The 19,655-nt window shown below is 68.0% G+C and carries 20 protein-coding genes; 9 read left to right on the top strand and 11 right to left on the bottom strand.

What is annotated here, in order from left to right:
• Positions 1 to 9: 9 nt before the first annotated feature.
• Both G5A07_RS14485 and G5A07_RS14480 read right to left on the bottom strand, forming a co-directional pair.
• A complete protein-coding gene (locus G5A07_RS14485; RefSeq protein WP_049480536.1) occupies positions 10 to 480 on the bottom strand; it encodes a hypothetical protein in 471 nt (156 codons plus the stop codon).
• Positions 481 to 485: 5 nt separating this feature from the next.
• Entirely contained in the window at positions 486 to 932 is a 447-nt protein-coding gene (locus G5A07_RS14480) for a universal stress protein (protein WP_043400104.1), read from the bottom strand.
• 141 nt (positions 933 to 1,073) lie between these two features.
• Between G5A07_RS14480 and G5A07_RS14475 the strand changes: the two genes are divergently transcribed.
• The 4 genes from G5A07_RS14475 to G5A07_RS14460 all read left to right on the top strand — a co-directional run bounded on the left by G5A07_RS14475 (position 1,074) and on the right by G5A07_RS14460 (position 6,189).
• Entirely contained in the window at positions 1,074 to 1,991 is a 918-nt protein-coding gene (locus G5A07_RS14475; protein WP_010480868.1) for a LysR family transcriptional regulator, read from the top strand.
• 153 nt (positions 1,992 to 2,144) lie between these two features.
• Positions 2,145 to 3,674 (top strand): MFS transporter, encoded by a 1,530-nt coding sequence (locus tag G5A07_RS14470; protein ID WP_180867906.1) that lies wholly within the window; start codon positions 2,145 to 2,147, stop codon positions 3,672 to 3,674.
• A gap of 20 nt (positions 3,675 to 3,694) precedes the next feature.
• A complete protein-coding gene (locus G5A07_RS14465; protein ID WP_010480866.1) occupies positions 3,695 to 4,777 on the top strand; it encodes an HlyD family secretion protein in 1,083 nt (360 codons plus the stop codon).
• Positions 4,774 to 6,189, top strand: coding sequence for an efflux transporter outer membrane subunit (locus G5A07_RS14460; protein ID WP_191863490.1), 1,416 nt, complete (start codon positions 4,774 to 4,776; stop codon positions 6,187 to 6,189). The genes G5A07_RS14465 and G5A07_RS14460 overlap by 4 nt, the downstream gene beginning before the upstream one ends.
• A gap of 40 nt (positions 6,190 to 6,229) precedes the next feature.
• On the opposite strand, the gene G5A07_RS14455 is transcribed toward G5A07_RS14460, so the two are convergent.
• From G5A07_RS14455 to G5A07_RS14435, 5 genes are all read right to left on the bottom strand, one after another.
• On the bottom strand, positions 6,230 to 6,568 hold the full coding sequence (locus G5A07_RS14455; RefSeq protein ID WP_071305891.1) for a hypothetical protein: 339 nt from the start codon (positions 6,566 to 6,568) through the stop codon (positions 6,230 to 6,232).
• A gap of 77 nt (positions 6,569 to 6,645) precedes the next feature.
• Entirely contained in the window at positions 6,646 to 7,587 is a 942-nt protein-coding gene (locus G5A07_RS14450; protein ID WP_071305844.1) for a DegV family protein, read from the bottom strand.
• A 95-nt stretch (positions 7,588 to 7,682) separates the two neighbouring features.
• Positions 7,683 to 8,315 (bottom strand): 2-hydroxychromene-2-carboxylate isomerase, encoded by a 633-nt coding sequence (locus G5A07_RS14445; RefSeq protein ID WP_191863489.1) that lies wholly within the window; start codon positions 8,313 to 8,315, stop codon positions 7,683 to 7,685.
• 20 nt (positions 8,316 to 8,335) lie between these two features.
• Positions 8,336 to 9,619: an amidohydrolase family protein gene (locus G5A07_RS14440; RefSeq protein ID WP_191863488.1), complete on the bottom strand. Its 1,284-nt coding sequence runs from the start codon at positions 9,617 to 9,619 to the stop codon at positions 8,336 to 8,338.
• Positions 9,619 to 11,028: an amidohydrolase gene (locus tag G5A07_RS14435; RefSeq protein ID WP_191863487.1), complete on the bottom strand. Its 1,410-nt coding sequence runs from the start codon at positions 11,026 to 11,028 to the stop codon at positions 9,619 to 9,621. The genes G5A07_RS14440 and G5A07_RS14435 overlap by 1 nt, the downstream gene beginning before the upstream one ends.
• Before the next feature lie 151 nt (positions 11,029 to 11,179).
• Here G5A07_RS14435 and G5A07_RS14430 point away from each other — a divergent pair, with 151 nt between their 5' ends.
• Positions 11,180 to 11,956 carry an AMP nucleosidase gene (locus tag G5A07_RS14430; RefSeq protein WP_010480853.1) on the top strand — a complete coding sequence of 259 codons (777 nt, stop codon included), beginning with the start codon at positions 11,180 to 11,182 and terminating at the stop codon, positions 11,954 to 11,956.
• 43 nt (positions 11,957 to 11,999) lie between these two features.
• Complete coding sequence (locus tag G5A07_RS14425) at positions 12,000 to 12,539, top strand: DUF924 family protein (RefSeq protein WP_049411690.1); 540 nt, start codon at positions 12,000 to 12,002, stop codon at positions 12,537 to 12,539.
• A 77-nt stretch (positions 12,540 to 12,616) separates the two neighbouring features.
• Here G5A07_RS14425 and grxD read toward each other — a convergent pair whose 3' ends face one another.
• On the bottom strand, positions 12,617 to 13,543 hold the full coding sequence (grxD, locus tag G5A07_RS14420; RefSeq protein WP_010480849.1) for a Grx4 family monothiol glutaredoxin: 927 nt from the start codon (positions 13,541 to 13,543) through the stop codon (positions 12,617 to 12,619).
• Positions 13,544 to 13,602: 59 nt separating this feature from the next.
• Between grxD and G5A07_RS14415 the strand changes: the two genes are divergently transcribed.
• Complete coding sequence (locus tag G5A07_RS14415) at positions 13,603 to 14,382, top strand: polysaccharide deacetylase family protein (protein WP_019336485.1); 780 nt, start codon at positions 13,603 to 13,605, stop codon at positions 14,380 to 14,382.
• On the opposite strand, the gene G5A07_RS14410 is transcribed toward G5A07_RS14415, so the two are convergent.
• The 3 genes from G5A07_RS14410 to G5A07_RS14400 are packed head-to-tail and all read right to left on the bottom strand — an operon-like array spanning position 14,372 to position 17,003.
• On the bottom strand, positions 14,372 to 15,103 hold the full coding sequence (locus G5A07_RS14410) for a class I SAM-dependent methyltransferase (protein ID WP_191863486.1): 732 nt from the start codon (positions 15,101 to 15,103) through the stop codon (positions 14,372 to 14,374). The genes G5A07_RS14415 and G5A07_RS14410 overlap by 11 nt on opposite strands.
• 4 nt (positions 15,104 to 15,107) lie before the next feature.
• A complete protein-coding gene (locus G5A07_RS14405; protein ID WP_191863485.1) occupies positions 15,108 to 15,725 on the bottom strand; it encodes an SGNH/GDSL hydrolase family protein in 618 nt (205 codons plus the stop codon).
• A 3-nt stretch (positions 15,726 to 15,728) separates the two neighbouring features.
• Positions 15,729 to 17,003 carry an aminotransferase class I/II-fold pyridoxal phosphate-dependent enzyme gene (locus G5A07_RS14400; protein ID WP_010480840.1) on the bottom strand — a complete coding sequence of 425 codons (1,275 nt, stop codon included), beginning with the start codon at positions 17,001 to 17,003 and terminating at the stop codon, positions 15,729 to 15,731.
• Positions 17,004 to 17,117: 114 nt separating this feature from the next.
• On the opposite strand from G5A07_RS14400, the gene rsgA reads away from it, so the two are divergent.
• Positions 17,118 to 18,227 carry a ribosome small subunit-dependent GTPase A gene (rsgA, locus tag G5A07_RS14395; protein WP_099560029.1) on the top strand — a complete coding sequence of 370 codons (1,110 nt, stop codon included), beginning with the start codon at positions 17,118 to 17,120 and terminating at the stop codon, positions 18,225 to 18,227.
• Positions 18,228 to 18,353: 126 nt separating this feature from the next.
• Positions 18,354 to 19,607, top strand: a complete 1,254-nt coding sequence (locus G5A07_RS14390; protein WP_049411678.1) for a flavohemoglobin expression-modulating QEGLA motif protein — start codon at positions 18,354 to 18,356, stop codon at positions 19,605 to 19,607.
• Positions 19,608 to 19,655: the final 48 nt, after the last annotated feature.

Below are 19,655 nucleotides of genomic sequence, written 5' to 3'. Positions count from 1 at the left end.
GCGGCCGGGTCATCGCTGCCGCAGCCAGCCGGTGGGATCGAGCAGCCTCAGCCCGACCGGTGACAACGAGCGCTGTCGCAACGGCAGTTTTGCCGCCTGCACGGCTATCGCACAGCGCGCCAGCTGCTGGCGCAACGGTGCCAGCGTGTCGTCTTCGCGCGGGCGCGCATGCCGCCATTGTGCGATGCGCAGCAGGCAGACCAGCAGGTCCAGTTCGCTGGCGGCAATGAACGGAGAGCCGGCGGGCAACAGGTCGATCGGTGCCGTCGGCGCGGCCAGCAGCGGCAGCAGGTTGATGAACGCGTCGCAGCCTTCAGGATCAAGGCCGAGGCCGCGCAGCTGTGCGAGTCCATCGGCTACGAGATCGGGGTCACGCAGCTGGCGTATCGCCGCCAGCAGCGCCTGCTCGCCACGGCCGAACTGGCGGCCGAAGGCACGGTAGCTGACCCGGGTGGGAAACAAGGGGGAACGGGAGGCCATGGCAGCTAGGGTTGTGGGTCGCGGGTTTCCACCAGCACGGGGCAGGGGGCGTGATCGATGGTCCATTGCCCGATCGAGGGTTCGAACAGGCGCTCCAGCCGGGACAGGTGGCGGTGGCCGATCACGATCAGGTCGCACTTCAGGCGCCTGGCCTGGTCGCTGATGACTTCGCCGGGGTCGCCGGAGGGGATCTGCGCGATGGCATCGACGCCGCGCTCGCGCAGCTCGGCCAGGGCTTCGGCCAGCACCGCCTCGGCGCGGGAGCGCTGGCGGGCGGCTTCCGGGTACTCGATACGGTCGGCTTCGCTGGCATCGGCCGCCAGCGCGAATTCGGGGTCGAGCACGCACAGCAGGTGCAGGCGGCTGCGGGGGCCGGCAATGGCCGCGGCCAGGTCCAGCACGCGCGCGTGCTGGGGGCCACCGTCCAGGGCGACCAGCAGGGTATTGAACATGGATGTCTCCTTGGCAGGCCGGGGATGGTCGCCGATGTCATTGCGTGCACCCATGCCGTGCGCGGCAGTCAATGAATGCGTAGAACGCAATCCATGGTGGTTGAAAGTGCCGTAGAGTCATCTGATTTACCGGAGACTGTCATGCCCCTGCCGGACCTGAACCTGTTGCTGGCACTGGACGTGCTGATTGACGAGTGCAGCGTGGCCGCCGCCGCGCGCCGGATGAACCTGAGCGCGCCGGCAATGAGCCGCACCCTGGGCCGGATCCGCACTGCGCTGGGCGACCCCGTGCTGGTGCGTGCAGGCCGCGGTCTGGCGCCCACACCCCGCGCCCTGCAGCTGCGCGAGCAGGTCCGCGATGTGATCGAGCAGGCCCACCGCGTCTTCAACGCCGGTCGCGAAGTAGACATGCGCGTGCTCGAGCGAACCTTCAGCGTGCGTGCCAATGATGTGTTCGTCGGTGGTTTCGGCGGACGCCTGCGCGAGCTGTTCCGCCAGCAGGCGCCGCGCGCAGTGCTGCGCTTCGTGCCCGAGGGCGATACCGACGACGATGCGATGGCACAGGGCCGGATCGACCTGTACATCAGCACGGCCGGCAAGCATGCGCCCGATACCAAGGTGCAGAACCTGTTCAGTACCTCGTTCATGGGCGCAGCGCGCGAAGACCATCCACTGTTCGACGAGGAGATCAGTGCCGAGCGCTTTGCCGCGTGCGACCACATCGCGGTGTCGCGCCGTGGCCTGCCACGTGGGCCGATCGATGATGACCTGGCCACGCTCGGCCTGCAGCGTCGCGTGGCGCTGATCAGCCCGACCTTCCACGGTGCGATCTTCGCGGCGGCCGAATCGGACCTGATCCTGCCGCAGATGCCAAGCGTGATGCTGGAGCGGATCGTCAACATGCGCCTGCCGTTGCGCCTGTTCCCGCTGCCGATTCCGGTGCGGACCGCGGCCATCGTGCAGGCCTGGCATCCGCGCCTGGACAACGACGCCGCGCACCAGTGGCTGCGGCGCTCGATCAAGACCATGTGCGAAAGCGCAGGGGAGGCCTCGCGCTGACATCTGCATGCGTGCGCCTGGTGCACGCCTGGGATGCGGGTCGCGCCATTTTTCGCAGGGTACCGGCTCCCTAGACTGCGCTCCCCGGAGTTTCACTGAGCGCATTCCAATGACCCCCAACATGCCGTGCACTGCACGGATCGGTGCCCGGCGATGAGTACGCCGGCCGCCGCTGTCCCGGCCGCTGCAGCGCCCCGTCCTGCCGCCGCCCCCGGGCTCGACCGCCGCGTTCTGGTCGGCCTGTGTGGCGTGCTGCTGGCGGTGCTGGTGTCGGGCTTCAACGAGAACATCACCAAGGTCGCCCTGGCCGACATCCGTGGCGCGATGGGTTTCAGCGTCGATGACGGCAGCTGGATCGTCGCCCTCTACAGCGCGATGTCGGTCAGTGCGATGGCCTTCGCGCCGTGGTGTGCCGCCACCTTCTCGCTGCGTCGTTTCGCGCTGGCGATGATCGGTGGCTTCATGGTGCTGGGCGTGCTGTGCCCGCTCGCCCCGAACCTGCAAGTGTTCCTGCTGCTGCGTGCATTGCAGGGCCTGTGCGGTGGTGCACTGCCGCCGTTGCTGATGAGCGTGGCGCTGCGCTTCCTGCCGCCGGGCATCAAGCTGTACGGCCTGGCCGGCTACGCGCTGACGGCGACGTTCGGCCCGAGCATGGGCACGCCGCTGGCCGCGTTCTGGGTCGAGCAGGTGGGCTGGCACTGGGCGTTCTGGCAGATCGTGCCGTACTGCCTGGCCGCCATGGCGATGGTCAGCTGGGGTCTGCCACAGGACCCGCTGAGGCTGGAACGCTTCGCCCAGTTCGATACGGTCGGCCTGCTGCTCGGCCTGCCAGCGCTGGTGCTGCTGGTACTGGGCCTGGTGCAGGGCCCGCGCCTGAACTGGTTCGACTCGCCGATGATCACGCTGATGATCGGGGGGGGCGCCGGCCTGATGGTGCTGTTCATGATCAATGAATGGTTCCACCCCTTGCCGTTCTTCAAGCTGCAACTGCTGGCCAACCGCAATCTCAGCTACTCGCTGGTGACGCTGGGCGGCGTGCTGTTCGTGCTGCTGGCGGTGATCTCCATCCCGTCCGGTTTCCTGGCCAGCGTGCAGGGTTACCGGCCGCTGCAGACCGCACCGATGCTGCTGTGGGTGGCGCTGCCGCAGGTGATCGCGCTGCCGCTGGTGGCGGCGCTGCTGAACATCCGCGCGGTGGACTGCCGCTGGGTGCAGGCCACCGGCCTGGCGATGCTGGCGCTGGCCTGCTGGCTGGGCTCGCACCTGGACGTGGCCTGGATCCGCGACAACTTCCTGTGGGTGCAGCTGCTGCAGGTGTTCGCACAACCGATGGCGGTGCTGCCGCTGCTGATGCTGGCCACCGGCGGCCTGGCGCCGCAGGACGGCCCATTTGCCTCGGCGTGGTTCAACACGGTCAAGGGTTTCGCTGCGGTGCTCGCCAGCGGCGTACTGGATGCCGTCGCCCAAGGCCGCCGTCATTTCCATTCCACCGTGCTGGTCGACCGCCTGGGCGAGCAACCGTGGCTGGCCGATGGCCCGCAGCTCGGCGCGCGCCTGCATGCACAGGTGCAGGCGCTGACCTCGGCCGACCTGTACTGGGTGGTCGCACTGGTGGCGCTGGCCTTCATTCCCCTCATTGCCTGGATGCCCACCCGCATCCACCCGCCACGTGCAGTGGCCTGAACCTTTCGCAGGAACCCCTCATGACGATCAATCGAACCACTCTCAACACCGGCCTGGGCCTGGGCGTACTGGCCCTGGCCATCGGCGCCTGGCTGCTGCTGCGCGACTCTGGCCACCAGAGCACCAACAATGCGTACGTGGTGGCCGACTACACCCTGGTGGCTCCGAAAATTCCCGGCTTCGTCAGTGCCGTGGAGGTGGAGGACAACCAGTCGGTGAAGGCCGGCGACGTGCTGGCCCGCATCGACGACCGTGACTACCAGGTCGCCCTGCAGGCGGCCCGTGCCGACCTTGCCAATGCCCGCGCACAGCTCGCCAACGCACAGGCCGCACTGGCCCAGCAGGATTCGCTGATCGCGCAGGCCAGGGCCAGTGTCGATGTCAGCCGTTCCGAACTGACCCTGGCCAGTGCCGACCAGCAGCGCTACCGCGAACTGGCCCGTGACGGCGCCGGAACCGTGCAGAACGCGCAGCAGGCGCAGTCGAAGCAGGCCGTGGCCAGTGCCCACCTGCAGCAGGGCCAGGCGGCGCTGTCGACCGCGCGCCAGCGCACCGACATCCTGACCGCCGGTGTGCAGGCTGCGCAGGCCGCGGTGCAACGCGCGGAAGCGGCGCAGGCCCGCGCAGAACTGGATCTGTCGCACACCGTGCTGCGTGCACCGATCGACGGAATGGTCGGTCGTCGTGCAGTGCGCGTAGGTGCCTACCTGACCCCGGGTACACCGGTGGCCGCGGTGGTGCCGCTGAAGCGTGCCTTCGTGGTCGCCAACTTCCAGGAAACACAGATGACCCGCATGCAGGCCGGCCAGCAGGTCGAACTGAAGGTGGACGTGTTCCCGGGCAAGCCGCTGCGCGGGCACATCGACAGCATCGCGCCGGCCACCGGCGTCACCTTCGCCGCTGTCGCACCGGAGAATGCCACCGGCAACTTCACCAAGGTGGTGCAGCGTATTCCGGTGAAGATCGTGCTGGAGCCGGGCCAGCCGCTGCTGGACCAGCTGCGTGCCGGCATGTCGGTGGAAGCCAGTGTCGACCTGGGCAGCCGCGCGCGCGCGCAGAGCGTGAAGCACAGTCCGGGCCATGCGGCCGGGGAGGGCGCATGAGCGCAGTTGCCTTGTTCCGCAGCACCTTCGTTGCGGCCAGCCTGTGCACGGCCCTGGCTGCCTGCACGATGGGTCCGGACTTCGTACGTCCTCAGGCGGAACTGCCCAGTCACTGGCAGGGCGAGGCCGTCGCGGGCAACGCGATCGATCAGGACGCCGCCTGGTGGGCCGGCTTCGACGACCCACTGCTCGGACAGCTGGCCAGCCAGGTGCTGGAGGCCAACCTGGACCTGCAGCTGGCGGCCAACCGCGTGCAGCAGAGCCGCGCCGCGCGTGGCGTCAGCGCCGCCGACCGTCTGCCCAGCGTCAGCGCTACCGCCAGCGGCGCACGCGCACGCAACAGCGAGGTGGGCTTGAACGATCCGTCCGGCAACGGCGGTCGTGATGACTATGGGCTGTTCCAGGCCGGCATCGGCCTGAGCTGGGAACTGGATCTGTGGGGACGGGTGCGCCGCCAGGTGGAAGCCGCCGATGCGCGTGTGCAGATGGCCGAGGAGGATGCACATGCAGTGCGCATCGCGCTGCTGGCGGAAACCGCGCGTGATTATCTGCAGCTGCGCGCGACGCGGCAGCTGCTGGCGATCACCGAGGACAACCTCGGCATCGCCCACGACATCAAGCGCCTGACCGAAGCACGCCAACGCCAGGGCGTGGCCAGCACGCTGCAGGTGTCCAGCGCGTCCGCGCAGGTGGCATCGCTGCAGGCACGCATCGCGCCGCTGCGGCATCGTGAATCGCAGCTGCGCAATGCACTGGCGTTCCTGCTGGCGCAGCCTCCGCAGGCACTGGATGCGCAGCTGCAGAATGCATGCCGTGACTGGCCCGCACTGCCGGCCGTGGCGGTGGGGCTGCCCAGCGAACTGGCCGAGCGTCGCCCTGACATCCGTCGCGCCGAAGCGGCGTTGCATGCCGCAACGGCCGGCATCGGCGTGGCCAAGGCCAGTTTCCTGCCGCGTATCACCTTGAATGGCGACGCTGGCTTCCAGGCCAAGCAGCTGGATGATCTGGATGGCTGGAACGCACACCGTTTCAGCATCGGGCCGTCGATCAGCCTGCCGATCTTCCAGGGCGGCAGGCTCAAGGCCAACCTCGCGTTGAGCAAGCTGCAGCAGCAACAGTCGTCGCTGCAGTTCCAGCGCACGGTGCTGCAGGCCTGGCATGAAGTGGACGACGCCATCGATGGCTACGCCGCCGAACAGCAGCGCACCGTGCAGCTGCACGTGGCGGTGGACGAAAGCGAGACCGCGCTCGGTGCGGCGCGCCGGCAGTACCAGGCCGGCGTGGTCGACATGCTGGACGTGCTGACCACCCAGCGCATCGCACTGGACAACCAGGCCGCACTGGCCAACAGCCAGGCTACGGCGGCAATCGCGCGGGTGGAGCTGTACCGCGCGCTGGGCGGTGGCTGGTAGGGAAATGGAAACGCCGGGCCATGCCCGGCGGGCGGGTGCCTCAACGCACGTCGCGCAGTTCCCAATGGTGGCCGGCCAGCAGGCGCAGGCGCTGCTTGAACACGTCACTGTCGATGCGGGTGGTGGCGACGAGGTTGATGCGCAGGTCCTTCTGCTCGCCGGTCACGGTGGCCTCCGGATCGGTCACGCCCCACTGCGGTTCCACCGCATCCGGGTCGGGCTGCTTGGCCTTCCAGCGCTCGAACAGCGTGCCGCTGCGCAGGGCGTCCTGCAGCTCTTCGGCGAAACCGGCGGCGCCCTGCGAATGGAAGGACAGGTCAGGGTCGTTGCCGCGGGCCTTGGAGGGATCGGGCAGGCTGATGTGGTACTGCGCAGGCATGGAGTTCTCCTTGAAGTGCGGCAAGGCTGGCACAGTCTTGGTGGAATCGATGTGCAGATTCCCGCCACGGTTGGCCTTCATTCAAACCGATGTGGCCCATCGGCAAAGCCCACGGTGACCGCGCCCTTGCCGACATTGACCATGCCGGTCAGGCTCATCACCGATTCGTACACGGCCACGCCATGGGTGGCGCAGACCTCCTTCAACTGGGCGTAGCCGGGCAGGGTGCGCAGCTCGTCCAGCTCACCGCCGTAGCTGACGCACACCGTCGGTGTCATCAGCCCGGCACGCACACGTTGGCCGACCACCGCGAAAAGCTTCTGCACGGCGTTGTCGAAGCCCTTGATCTTGGCCACCGGCCCGGTCTCGCCGCGGTAGCCATGCAGCACCGGCTTGATGTCCAGTGCGCTGCCCAGCGCTGCACTGAGCAGGCCGACACTGCGGTCACCCTTGTGCCGCGCACGTGCGCGCATGTAGTACAGGTCGCGGGTAACCATGTAGCCATGCACGTTGCCCGCCAGTTCCTCCAATCGTTCGCGGATCTGCTGCACGCTGGCGTTGCTGTCGCGCAGGCGCACCGCTTCCACCGCCGTTACCGCCTGGGCAGCGAACAGGTTCTGGGTGTCGAGCACGCGCAGTGCGAACGGCGAGTTGTAGCCCGCTGCCTGACGCACCGGCTTGTAGTCGTTGAGGATGGCAAAGCTGGCCTGCAGCGCGTTGTCATGGATCGGGCTGCGGGTCTTGGTGATGGTCATGCAGAACACGTGGTCGTAATCGATCACCAGCTGCTGCAGGAACAGGTCGCGGATCTGGTTGACGCTGAAGGGGATGGTCTCCGCTTCAGCGCCATGCTCGGCCACGTGCGCGTGCAGGAAGCTCAGCGTGGCCTGCTCATCGCGGTGATCGGCCAGCACGGCTTCGCCAATCCGTACGGTGATCGGCAGCAGCACGATGTTGTGTGTGGCGATGAAGTCCGGCGGCAGGTCGCAGGCCGAGTCGACGACGATTCCGATGCGCATCCGCGGCTCCCCCTCCAGGGCGGTTGTAGGTTCGGAAACGTGAAATCTATCTCAAATCCCAGCCCGGCGCGCGAGGGATACGCGCCACGCCCTGTTCAGCGACTGCGCTGCACCGCTACCGGCAGGTTGGCCACACGCTGCCATTCGGGCTGCCGCAGCAAGCCCGGATCGGCCAGCACCGCGGCCATCAGCGGGTGCGCGTCGTTGCCCCAGAACAGCTCGTCGCCGATGGCCAGGGTGGGTACCCCGAACACGCCGGCCGCGATCGCGGCCTCTGTGTTGCGCCGCAGCTGTTCCTTCACCGCCGGGTCGGCGATGGCGGATGCGACATCCTCGATACCCAGCCGCGCGGCCGGTTCGCGCAGGGCCTCAGGGCTGTCGCCCGCGTGGCCTTCGCGCCAGATCCAGTCGAACAGCACGTCCACCGCTTGCGTGCTGGCGCCAGCGGCCAGGCACAGGCGCAGGGCGGACAGCGGGTTGAATGGGTGGCCCGGCGGGAAGTGCAGGGGCGTGCCCTCGGCCTGTGCGTTCCATAGCAGCTGGCGGTAGATGAAACGACGCTTGGCCGGAATCTCGGCCGGGCCCAGGTTGCCCAGGTGATGCAGTACCGCACCGAAGGCGATCGGCACGGTCTGGATCTGCCCGAACTGTGGCAACTGCTTCAGCTTCTGCCAGTGCAGGTAGGAATAGGGCGAGACGAAGTCGAAGTACCAGCGCAATGTCGCCATCGGTGTGTCCTCGTGTGCGGTCAGGGCTGCGCGTTGCGCTGCAGGTAGCGGTCGCGCAGTTCGGTCTGGCGCGAGCGCATCGGCATCGCACGGCCGCCCAGCCAGACCTGTTCGGCGTAGTGCGCCACATCCAGCGGGTCGCCCTCCCACAGCACCAGGTCGGCACGCTTGCCCGGCTCGATGCTGCCGATCTGGTCGGCCACCCCGAACGCCTGCGCCGGCACCCGGGTCAGCCCGGCCAGGCCATCGGCCCACGGCAAACCGTTGGCCACCGCGTTGCCGGCCAGCTGGCGCATCTTGCGCGCGTTGTGGGTGGCGTCGCCGCGCTGCACGAACGACACCGGCACGCCGGCGCGTTGCAGGCGTGCGGCATTTTCCAGGGTGGCGCCGATCTGGTCGAAGCTGGCCGGCAGGTTGGCCAGCACGTCGACGAACACCGGCACCTGTGCGGCGGCCAGCTCCGGCGCGACCTGCCACGCTTCGCTGGCACCGGCGATGGCGATCTTCACCTTCTCGCGCGCGGCCCAGCGCAGCAGCTGGCGGATGTCCGAGGCACGATCGACCTCCACCACGATGCGGCCTTGGCCGGCCAGATAGCGGCTGAGCGTGCGGCGCCCGGCCGGGGTCAGCAGTGCGTGCGGCGAGTCCGCAGCCACCTGTCCGCGTGCTTCGTCGATCATCTGCTGCAACAGCATCCATTGCGCGGCGCGTGAATGCCCGGTCAGTTCGGAGGCTGCCGCGCCGATGCGCAGGAACAGGGCGCGCGGGCCGATCGGGTCGGCGCTGCCGTCCAACCGCATCACGCCGCCCTGGCCAGCCACGAAACCACCGCCGGTGGCAGCGCCCAACGCAGTGAAGCCGATGCCTTCCAGGCGCGTGACCGGAATCAGCACCGAGGCCGGGTTGTAGGCGAGGGTGACGTCGAATTCCGGACGCAGTGGTTGCTCGCCGAGCTTCAACGAACTGTCCACCGTGCTCGATTCACCCGAGACCTCTTCGATGCCGGTTTCGGTGATACCGCCGAACAGCGCCGGCGTCAGGGGGCGGCCATTGGCCTCGATCACGGTGGCGCCGGCAGGCGCTGACAGGCCGTTGCCCACCGCGCGGATGATGCCGCCCTGCACCAGCACATCGGCGTTCTGCAGGCTGCCGCGCGTGCTGGCGGTATGCACCGTCGCGTTGCGCACCAGCAGGTCCTGTGCCTGTGCGGATGCGGAGATGCAGGCCAGCACCATGACAGTAGCGCCGAACCATGCTCGGCTGCCCTTCGCGGCAGACTGCGTCAACTGCTTGAGCACCACCATCAGCGCACCTCCTGGCCGAGCTGGAAATCAGAACGCGGCGTGCTCGCCGGCGCGCCGCGGTCATACAGCCGCCGGCCGTCGATGAAGACCTGCTCAGCCAGTGCGTACGAACTGAAGGGGTTGCCGTTCCACACCACCACATCGGCCATCTTGCCGGCTTCCAGGGTGCCGGTCTGGCCCTCGATGCCCAGCGCCTTGGCGGCGTTGGCGGTCATCCAGGTGATGGCGTGCTCGGGCGTGATCTCCGCCATGCGCGCGCGGCGCGCGGACGCCATTACCTTGGCCGCTTCCTGGTTCAGGCGCTGGATGCCTTCGGGTGAATCGGAATGGACGATGGCACAGCTGTTCTTCGGCCGGTCGACCAGCGCGATGTTCTCGGGAATGCCGTCGAAGGCTTCCATCTTGAAGCCCCACCAGTCGGCCCAGAGTGCGCCGCAGACGCCGTCGGCGGCCAGCCGGTCGGCCAGCTTGTAGGCCTCCACACCGTGGTGGAAAGCGGCCACCTTGAAGCCGAATTCCTTGGCCAGGTCGAGCATGGTGGCCATCTCGTCGGCGCGGTAGCAGTGGATGTGCACGCGGATGTCGCCTTCGATGGCGCCGGCCAGCGTGTCCAGCTTGAGATCGCGCTTGCCGCCTGCATCCCCGGCGCTGTCGCCCTTGTCGCTGCCGAACCATCCCTTGCGCTTGGCCGGCTTGGGTTTGTTCTTGGCGATGTAGTCGGCGGCGTCGATGAAGGCGGCACGGTAGCCGGCCACGTTGCCCATGCGCGTGGCCGGGGTCACGCCCTTGCCTTCGCCATAGACCCGCTTGGGGTTCTCGCCGCAGGCCATCTTCAGGCCCCATGGAGCGCCGGGGAACTTCATCGCCTGGTAGGTGATGGCCGGGACGTTCTTCAGGGTCACGCCGCGGCCACCCACCAGGTTGGCCGAGCCGGGCAGCACCTGCATGCTGGTCACGCCGCCGGCCAGTGCCGTGGCGAAGCCTGGGTCCTGAGGCCACACCGAGTGTTCGGCCCAGACGTTGGCGGTGACCGGTGCGGTCATCTCGTTGCCGTCGCTGTGCGCGCCGACGCCGGGGCTGGGGTATACACCCAGATGCGAATGCACGTCGATCAGCCCGGGGGTGACCCACTTGCCCTGCGCATCGATGCGGGTGACACCGGCATCGGCCTGCAGTTGGCGACCGACGGCGGCGATGCGGCCGTCGCGCAGCAGCACGTCGGCGTTGTCCAGGCGCCGGCCGGTACCGGTCAGCACCGTGGCGTTCTGGATCAGTACCGGCGCATCAGGATGGGCCTGGTAGGTGCTGGGGTAGGGATCGGCGACGAAGCGCGAGGCGCCCACCGCCGGAGCCGTGCTCAATGAAAGCAGCGCCAGGGCCACCCCGGCGCGCAACAACGTCGATGCCATGCAGTTCCCCTTGCAGCCTGGTCCAACCGTCGACGCTAGCCCGGAGGCGGCGGGCTTGCCAAGTGACCTTCTTCACAGGCCTGCCGACGGTAGCTCGACGGCACCGGCCGGGTGGCTGAAAATACCCGGTCCCCGCCGTACCGGACCGCCCATGAAGAGCAAGCAGGAAATCGTCGACAACTGGCTGCCCCGGTATACCGGCGTGCCCTTGGACCAGTTCGGCCAGCACATCCTGCTGACCAACTTCGGGGGCTACCTGCATACGTTCTCCGAGCTGACCGGCGCGCCGGTCATCGGCCTGGACCGGCCGATGGCCAGTGCCACCATCGATGGCATCACCATGATCAACTTCGGCATGGGCAGCCCCAATGCCGCGATCATCATGGACCTGCTGTCGGCGGTGATGCCCAAGGCGGTGCTGTTCCTGGGCAAGTGCGGTGGCCTCAAGCGCAAGAACCAGCTGGGTGACCTGGTGCTGCCGATCGCTGCGATCCGTGGCGAGGGTACCTCGGGCGATTACCTGCCACCGGAAGTCCCGGCCCTGCCGGCCTTTGCCCTGCAGCGTGCGGTCTCGACCATGATCCGCGACCTCGGCCACGACTACTGGACAGGCACGGTCTACACCACCAACCGCCGGGTCTGGGAACACGACGAGGGCTTCAAGGAGCGGCTGCGGGCGATGCGCTGCATGGCCATCGACATGGAAACGGCCACGGTGTTCGCCGCCGGCTTCGCCAACCACATCCCCAGTGGCGCGCTGCTGCTGGTCTCGGACCAGCCGATGATCCCCGATGGGGTCAAGACCGAAGCCTCCGATGCCAAGGTCAGCTCCCAGTTCGTGGAAAACCATATCCAGATCGGTATCGAGGCGCTTAAGCTTATCCGGCGCAACGGCAAGTCGGTCCGCCACCTGCGCTTCGACGAATGATGATGAAGGCCGGGCGCGGGGCGTCCGGGCCTGGGAGTAGGTAATGGACGTTGCCGCGCAAGTGGTGGAATTCTGGAACGAGGCGGGCCCTGCAAAGTGGTTCGCCCGCGATGATGCGTTCGACGCGCAGTTCCGCCAGTTGTTTCTGGATGAGCATTTCGCCGCCGCTTCGCGCGGGCGTGAGCATTGGCTGGGCAGTGCCGAAGGGGCATTGGCGCTGATGCTGCTGCTGGACCAGTTCCCGCGCAACTGCTTCCGTGGGACCGCCCATTCCTACGCCACCGATGGCCTGGCCCGGCACTACGCCATGCGCGCCATCGAGGAAGGCCTGGACCTGCAGCTGGTACCGAAGCTGCGCGCCTTCATCTACCTGCCGTTCGAGCACTCCGAGGATCCGATGGACCAGGACCGTTCGGTGGCGATGTTCGACGTGCTGGGTGACAAGGAGTACCTGCAGTACGCCGAACTGCACCGCGACATCATCCGCCGCTTCGGGCGCTTCCCGCATCGCAATGCCGTGCTCGGTCGCTTGCCCACGGCGGAAGAGCTGGATTACCTGGCCGAAGGCGGGTTTGCCGGCTAAGAAAATGGGGACGGAGGGGATTAAGACGTTTATGGCACAAACGACTTAATCCTCTCCGTCCCCTTTTTCAGTGCCGATCAGTACTTCGGCACGCCGTTGTCGACGTCTTCGGACCAGGCGTTGATGCCGCCGGTGACGTTGAACACCTTGGTGAAGCCGAGGGCGCGGAACTGCTCGGCGGCCTGCGCGCTGCGGCCACCGTGGTGGCACATGAAGGCCAGTGCGGTGTCCTTGGGCAGGGCTTCCAGCTCGGCACGGCCGTTGCCGTCGAAGGTCTTGAACGGAACGCCCACGGCGGCGATCTCACGCTCGTCGGCCGGGCGCACGTCCACCAGGGTGATGTTGCCGGCACGCACCATGTCATCGGCATCACGCACGCTGATTTCCTGTACCGGCTTCGGCGCGTTCGGGTTGTCGATGGCCAGGCCCTTGCCGCGGATGTCGTCCACCCAGTCGATGGTGATGCCGTTGGCGCGACGGGCGCTGGACAGGTCGAACTGCACGCGCAGGCCGTTGGATTCGGCAGCGATCGCGCCTTCGTCATGCGGGGCCAGCTGGAAGTTCGGCTGGAAGCCGGCGTCGATGGTCAGCTGCAGGGCAGCGCCCGGAGCGTCGGCCAGCGCGCCCTTGAGCATTTCCACAGCGGCCGGGGTGACGGTGATGCTCGGCGGGGTGCGGTCCGGTGCGGCCAGGCCCAGCACGCTGCTCAGTTCGCCGCTGGCGGCCATCTGCAGCACGATGTCGCTGCCGCCGACCAGTTCGCCGTCGATGTACAGCTGCGGGATGGTCGGCCAGTCGCCGTAGGCCTTGATGCCTTCACGGATTTCCTGGTCGGCCAGCACGTTGACGTGGGCGAACTCGACACCGAGGTCCTGCAGCGCGCCCACGGCCTTGGCCGAGAAGCCACACTGCGGCATCGACGGCTGGCCCTTCATGAACAGCACGACGCGGTTGGCGTTGAGGATGGATTCGATGCGCGAACGCAGGGCGGGATCGAGGGACATGGACGTCGGGGTTCCGGGAATTCGAATCATCAATTCTACCCCCCATGGCATCATGGGGGATGAGCAACGCAGGAACATTGCATCGCATCCCGACCCGGCCCTGGCGCTGGCTGCCCTGGCTGGTGGCGTCGCAGTTGGCCGTGATCCTGGTATGGGTACTGGCAGGCTGGCACTGGGCCCTGCCGCTGATGGTGGCCAGCCACGCGCTGTTCATGGTGCCGATATTCCTGCCCAACAGCCGTTTCTACGCGCCGGTATTGAGCCGGGTGCCGGACGCTGGCAACAGTGTCTGGCTGACGATCGATGACGGCCCCGGCCCGGAAACCCGTGCCGTGCTCGACCTCCTGGACCGCCACCAGGCGCGTGCGACCTTCTTCCTGGTGGGGGACCGTGCGCTGGCGCAGCCGGAACTGGTGGCCGAGATCCTGCGCCGTGGCCACGATCTCGGCAATCACAGTCTCAGCCACCCGCAGGCCCGCTTCTGGCGCCTGGGCCCAGCGGCGATGCGGGCCGAGATCGAAGGCTGCCAGCATGCGCTGCAGGCGCTGAGCGGGCATCCGGTGCGCTGGTATCGCTCGGTGGTGGGCATGACCAACCCGTTCGTGGCGCCGGTGTTGAAGGCGCTCGGCCTGGTGCGCGTGGGCTGGAGTGCACGCGGTTACGACGGCGTCGGCTGCACGCCGGAGGGCGTGCTGGCGCGTTTGCTGCCCGACCTGCGGCCAGGAGCCATCGTGCTGCTGCACGAAGGCGCCGCCCACGGCCACAATCTGGTGATCATCGAGCGCGTGCTGCAGGCGTTGGAAGAGCGCGGCTTGAAGGCGCAGCTGCCTACCGGCTGATACGTATGCGGTAGCGCCGCGCTACCAGCAGCCAGCTGTTGAACGGCGTACGCCCATGCAGTGGCCGGGGGGCGGCCACCTGCAATCCCGCTTCGGCAAGCGTTGTCTGCAGTACCCGTGGATCGGGATAGTGGCGCGGGCGTGTGCCCATCCAGCCGACCAGCCAGGCCAGCCGGTCCGCCACCCGCGTGGTGCGGTCGCGGCCATCGCCGGTGGCCAGCGGCGTGCGCAGCAGCAGGCAGCCGCCGGGGGCCACCCGTGCACTGGCCGCGCGCAGCAGTGCCTGCTGTGGGTCCGCGTCCAGGTACTGCAGCACGTCCAGCAGCAGGACGTGCCCGGCCTGCGCCGGCAGTGGCGCCTGCACGTCCACGCAGTCGAAGCGCACGTCATGCAGCTCGACGGCGGCACGTTGCGCGCGGGCGATCTTGCCCGCATCCACGTCCACGCCCAGGTAGCGCTGGGTGCCGCCGCGCTGGCGCAGTACATGGGCGAACAGGCCCAGCCCGCAGCCGAGGTCCAGCACCGGCTGTCCGTCGTCAGGCAGATGCTGCAGCACGCCGTCGTACAGCGGATCGCTGCCGAGCTTGCCGCGGGTGTAGTAGTAGTCGCGGCGGCTGCCCCAGGCCTGCGCCGGGCGGAACGCTTCGGCGATCAAGCGGGCCTGCGGGGCCGTCAGGGGAGCATAGGGCAGGGGCGGGCCGTTCCGTGGCGTGCCGTCCATCGCCTCAGTCCGTGCCGCCAAGCAGATGCGCGGCAACCGGCAGCGCGCGCGCGCTCCACAGCGCGTACATCCGCGCTGAAGGATGCAGGCCGTCCTCGGCGATCATCGTCGGGTCTTCGCCCTGCGCGCGGCTGATGTCGGTGATGTCGACGAAGGCTACGCCGTGCCGGGTACTGATCACCTCGGCGGCGGCATTGAACTCGTCGGTCTGGATCTCGATCGCGGCCAGGTCGCGGCCACTGCCGGCACCGAACGGGGTGGCGCCCCAATCGGGGAAGGACAGCACCAGCACGCGGCCGGCATCACCGCCGGCGAAGCCGATCGCCCGCTGCAGCAGGGCCTGGAACTGGCTGCGGTATTCGTCCAGAGGACGCCCGCGGTACTGGTTGTTGACGCCGATCAGCAGGCTGACGAAATCGAACGGACCCTGCGGTGCGGTCGCGTCGATACCCGCATCGAGCTCGTCAGTGGTCCAGCCGGTGGTCGCAATGGTCTGCGGGTTGGACAGGTCGATGCCCTGCGCACGCAGGGCGGCGGCCAGCTGGTGCGGCCAGCGGCCTTCGACTGCAACCGCTTCACCGATGGTGTACGAATCGCCCAGCGCCAGGTAGGACAATGCCACGGCTCAGGCCACCGAACGGCGCGGCTTCAGCGGCACGACCTTGGTCGCATCCTCGGCACGCCGCGCCAGCACGCGGTCGATGCGGGCGAACACATCGCGCATCACCGAAGCTTCCGGCATCAGGGTCACGCGGAAATGATGGCGGTAGGGCACGTTGAAGCTTGAGCCCGGCACCACCAGCACGCCTTCGTTGTTCATCAGGTCCAGCGCGAAATCGTGGTCGTCGAAGCCCTTCGCAGCGGCACCGACCACGGCCGGGAACGCATACAGCGCGCCGGCCGGCGCGACCAGTGACAGGTGCTCGCTGGCTTCGCAGGCCTCGATCACCGCGCGGCGGGTTTCATACAGGCGGCCGCCCGGCGTGCACAGCTCGGAGATGGTGTCCGGACCGTTCACCGCCGCCTCGATGGCGTACTGGCCCGGCACGTTGGCGCACAGGCGCAGTGCGCCCAACAGGTCCAGCGCGGCGCGGAAGTCGCCCAAGCGGGCATCGTCACCGCTGAGGTGGGCCCAGCCCACACGCCAGCCGCAGGCGCGGTGCACCTTGCTCAGGCCACTGAAGGTCAGGCACGGATGATCACCGGCCAGCGGCGCGACCGGCTGGAACACCGCGTCGTCGTACAGGATCTGGTCGTAGATCTCATCGACCAGCAGCAGCAGGTTGTGGCGGCGCGCGATTTCCACCACGCGCTCCAGCAGTTCGCGCGGGTAGCTGGCGCCGCTGGGATTGTTCGGATTGATCAGCACGATGGCGCGGGTGCGCGAAGAGACCAGCGTCTCGATCTCGCTCGGGTCCGGCTGGAAGCCGTTCTCCGGCGCGCAGCGGTAGTACACCGGGCGGCCATCGTTGAGGATGGTCGAAGCCGACCACAGCGGGTAGTCGGGCGAGGGCACCAGCACTTCGTCGCCCGGGTTGAGCAGCGCACGCAGCGACAGGTCGATCAGCTCGCTGACGCCGTTGCCGAGGAAGACGCGGTCCGGGTGCGCATCGGGCGCGCCACGGCGGGCGTAGTAGCTGGCGATGGCTTCGCGCGCCACCGGCAGGCCCTGCTGGTGGGTGTATGGGTCGGTGCGGCCCATGTCGTCGGCGATCGCGCGTTGCAGGTGCTCCGGCGCGCGGAAGCCGAAAGCGCCCGGGTTTCCGATGTTGAGCTTGATCAGCTTGCGGCCCTGCGCCTCCAGCTCCCGGGCTCGCCGCGCCAGTTCTCCGCGGATTTCGTAGCGCACTTCGGAAAGGCGCTCGCGGATGGCCAGGGGCTTGGGCGAGGTGGTGGACATGGGAGCTGGGCCGTCAAAAGGCATGGGGCTTCCATCCTACCGGAATTGCTGCACTGCATGGCAAGGGCTCCGGGCCCGTCACTGCTGGGCTGGCAGGGCGCTGGCACAGGTAGAATGGCGGCGATGACCCAGACCCCCGATTTCATCGCCCTGCAGACCATCGGCTGGCCCTGGCCCGGCCCGCCACAGCAGGCCGACTGGCAGGCCGCGATGGCCGCGCACCCGCAGGCCCGCCCGGCACGGGTGATCGAACAGCACCGCACCCACTACGTGGTGGCCGATGGCCCGGATGCATCGATCAAGGCCGAGTCGCTGCCCGAATGGCAGCGCCCCCGCTTCCCCAGCCATGAGCGGCCGGCGGTGGGCGACTGGGTGCTGCTCGATGGCATCCGCATCGTCGCCCTGCTGCCACGGCGCACCGCGATCAAGCGTGGTGCCGCAGGTGAGCACTACCACCAGCAGGTGATCGCGGCCAACATCGATACGGTGTTCATCGTCTGTGGCCTGGACGCTGACTTCAATCCGCGCCGCATCGAGCGCTACCTGCTGCTGGTCGGCGGTGGCGGTGCCGAACCGGTGGTGGTGCTGACCAAGGCCGACCAGACCGAGTACAGCGAGGATGCGCTGGCGGTGCTGGAAGAGCTGGAGATGCAGGGCATCGCGCTGCATGCGATCAACGGCCTGGATGCCGACAGCGTTGCCGTGCTGCAACCGTGGCTGGTCCCGGGCCGCACCGTGGTGCTGGTGGGCTCGTCCGGTGCCGGCAAGTCCACGTTGACCAACACGCTGCTCGGCGAGCAGCGGATGAAGACCAACGCGGTGCGTGCCAACGATTCGCGCGGACGACACACCACCACCCATCGCGCGCTGATGCCGCTGCCGTCGGGCGCCTGCCTGATCGACACCCCCGGCATGCGCGAGCTGAAGCCGACCGGTGAAGAGACGCTGTCGGAAGGTGGCTTCGCCGATATCGAAGCGTTGGCCGCACAGTGCCGTTTCAACGACTGCAAGCACCAGCAGGAACCGGGCTGTGCGGTACGTGCCGCGATCGAGGCCGGCGAGATCGAAGAGAGCCGACTGCTGAACTACTTCAAGCTGAAGGAAGAAGTGGCCGCCGCCGCCGCCAAGCTGGCTGTTCGCCAGGCCGAGACCGCGCAGGAGCGTGGCGGCAGGAAGGGCAAGGGCCAGCAGTTCCGCCCGGCGAGCAAGAACCGCCGGCGGTAGCACAGCAGCCGAGCGTGGGCTAGGCTCTACAGTGGGTCCGCGGCGGAGTCATTTCCTGTAGCGCCCGAGCCGATGCTCGGGCGGCGGCGCACGGCGCCGGACACGGCAGGGCGTTATAGTCCGCGCATGGAACCGACTGCGACGCTGGACCGTGACGTGGCCCACCATGCAGCGCTCGATGCGCGCCTGGTCGAGGCCGTGGGGGGCATCCGCCTGCTGGGCCTGACCAGCTGGCCGGCCACGCTGCAGGCACCGTTCCTGGACAGCGTGGCACGTGGACAGCCGGTGCTGCCGAAGGTGGATTACCCGAGGCTGGATTTCAGCGAGGAGCGCCGCGCATTGGCTGCGATCGCCGCCGACTGCGATGATACTCATCCGCTGGGCCACTACGTGCGCCAGTCGGCGCAGAGCTGGGACCTGGCCGCGCAGCTGCTGGAAGGGTTGGGCACGGCGGCGGTCGATACCTGTTCGGTGCAGTTGTTCGGCGCGCCCGAGCAGCCGTTGCCAGGCAATGGCCCGAGCACGCGCGAGGCGGCGCGTCACTTCATCCAGATTGCTGCCGAACTCGATCACGAACTGCTGGCGCCGGAAGAGCAGGTGCCGGTCTCGGCCATTGCCCTGCAGCTGCAGCTGCAGAATGACCTGGATGCGTTCTTCGAATCGCGCATCATCCAGGTGCAGCTCGATCCAGAGCTGGTGTCCAAGGCCGCTGCCGGACCGACCCGCATCCGCCTGCGCACCAGTGCGCGCTTCAGTGCCTACGACCGCGCGCAGCTGTTCCACCACGAAGCGCTGGTGCATTCGCTGACCGCCTTGAATGGCCGCGAACAACCGGTGCTGCCCAGCCTGGCGTTGTCCTCGCCGCGGGTGACTGCGACCCAGGAAGGGTTGGCGACGTTTGCCGAGCAGATCACTGGCAGCATCGACATCGAGCGCCTGAAACGCATCAGCCTGCGTACCGAAGCGATTGCCATGGCACGCGAAGGCGCCGATTTCATCGAAGTGTTCCGCTACTTCTGCGATGCCGGGCAGAACGCCGAAGAAAGCTTCGCTTCGGCACAGCGCGTGTTCCGCGGCGTGCCGCCCAGTGGCGGCCTGGCCTTCACCAAGGACACGGTGTACCTGCGTGGCCTGGTGTCGGTGCATACCTTCTTCCGCCACATGTTGGCCGAGGACCGCCTGCAGGTCTGCCGCTGGTTGTTCGCCGGCAAGATGAGCCTGGCCGATGCGATCGCGTTCGCGCCGCTGTTCGAAGCGGGTGTGCTGAAGCCGCCGCGCTGGCTGCCGCACTGGGTGAGCCGGGCAAACGGCCTGGCCGGCATGCTGGCGTTTTCGCTGTTCGCCAACCGGATACGGATGGACCAGCTGGCGCCGGAATGAAATGCGTTGGCGGATCCTCCTGCGCCTGCCTGCTATCGGCTGGGAGGA

The sequence above is a fragment of the Stenotrophomonas sp. AS012628 genome (assembly GCF_010608305.1).
In the GTDB taxonomy this organism is placed as follows: Bacteria; Pseudomonadota; Gammaproteobacteria; order Xanthomonadales; family Xanthomonadaceae; genus Stenotrophomonas; species Stenotrophomonas geniculata.
This window is presented reverse-complemented; position numbering and strand designations above follow the sequence as displayed.

Coding starts and splice junctions, on each gene's coding strand:
- G5A07_RS14485 (WP_049480536.1), bottom strand. CDS start 480: ATGGCCTCCCGTTCCCCCTTGTTTCCCACCCGGGTCAGCTACCGTGCC.
- G5A07_RS14480 (WP_043400104.1), bottom strand. CDS start 932: ATGTTCAATACCCTGCTGGTCGCCCTGGACGGTGGCCCCCAGCACGCG.
- G5A07_RS14475 (WP_010480868.1), top strand. CDS start 1,074: ATGCCCCTGCCGGACCTGAACCTGTTGCTGGCACTGGACGTGCTGATT.
- G5A07_RS14470 (WP_180867906.1), top strand. CDS start 2,145: ATGAGTACGCCGGCCGCCGCTGTCCCGGCCGCTGCAGCGCCCCGTCCT.
- G5A07_RS14465 (WP_010480866.1), top strand. CDS start 3,695: ATGACGATCAATCGAACCACTCTCAACACCGGCCTGGGCCTGGGCGTA.
- G5A07_RS14460 (WP_191863490.1), top strand. CDS start 4,774: ATGAGCGCAGTTGCCTTGTTCCGCAGCACCTTCGTTGCGGCCAGCCTG.
- G5A07_RS14455 (WP_071305891.1), bottom strand. CDS start 6,568: ATGCCTGCGCAGTACCACATCAGCCTGCCCGATCCCTCCAAGGCCCGC.
- G5A07_RS14450 (WP_071305844.1), bottom strand. CDS start 7,587: ATGCGCATCGGAATCGTCGTCGACTCGGCCTGCGACCTGCCGCCGGAC.
- G5A07_RS14445 (WP_191863489.1), bottom strand. CDS start 8,315: ATGGCGACATTGCGCTGGTACTTCGACTTCGTCTCGCCCTATTCCTAC.
- G5A07_RS14440 (WP_191863488.1), bottom strand. CDS start 9,619: ATGGTGGTGCTCAAGCAGTTGACGCAGTCTGCCGCGAAGGGCAGCCGA.
- G5A07_RS14435 (WP_191863487.1), bottom strand. CDS start 11,028: ATGGCATCGACGTTGTTGCGCGCCGGGGTGGCCCTGGCGCTGCTTTCA.
- G5A07_RS14430 (WP_010480853.1), top strand. CDS start 11,180: ATGAAGAGCAAGCAGGAAATCGTCGACAACTGGCTGCCCCGGTATACC.
- G5A07_RS14425 (WP_049411690.1), top strand. CDS start 12,000: ATGGACGTTGCCGCGCAAGTGGTGGAATTCTGGAACGAGGCGGGCCCT.
- grxD (WP_010480849.1), bottom strand. CDS start 13,543: ATGTCCCTCGATCCCGCCCTGCGTTCGCGCATCGAATCCATCCTCAAC.
- G5A07_RS14415 (WP_019336485.1), top strand. CDS start 13,603: ATGAGCAACGCAGGAACATTGCATCGCATCCCGACCCGGCCCTGGCGC.
- G5A07_RS14410 (WP_191863486.1), bottom strand. CDS start 15,103: ATGGACGGCACGCCACGGAACGGCCCGCCCCTGCCCTATGCTCCCCTG.
- G5A07_RS14400 (WP_010480840.1), bottom strand. CDS start 17,003: ATGTCCACCACCTCGCCCAAGCCCCTGGCCATCCGCGAGCGCCTTTCC.
- rsgA (WP_099560029.1), top strand. CDS start 17,118: ATGGCGGCGATGACCCAGACCCCCGATTTCATCGCCCTGCAGACCATC.
- G5A07_RS14390 (WP_049411678.1), top strand. CDS start 18,354: ATGGAACCGACTGCGACGCTGGACCGTGACGTGGCCCACCATGCAGCG.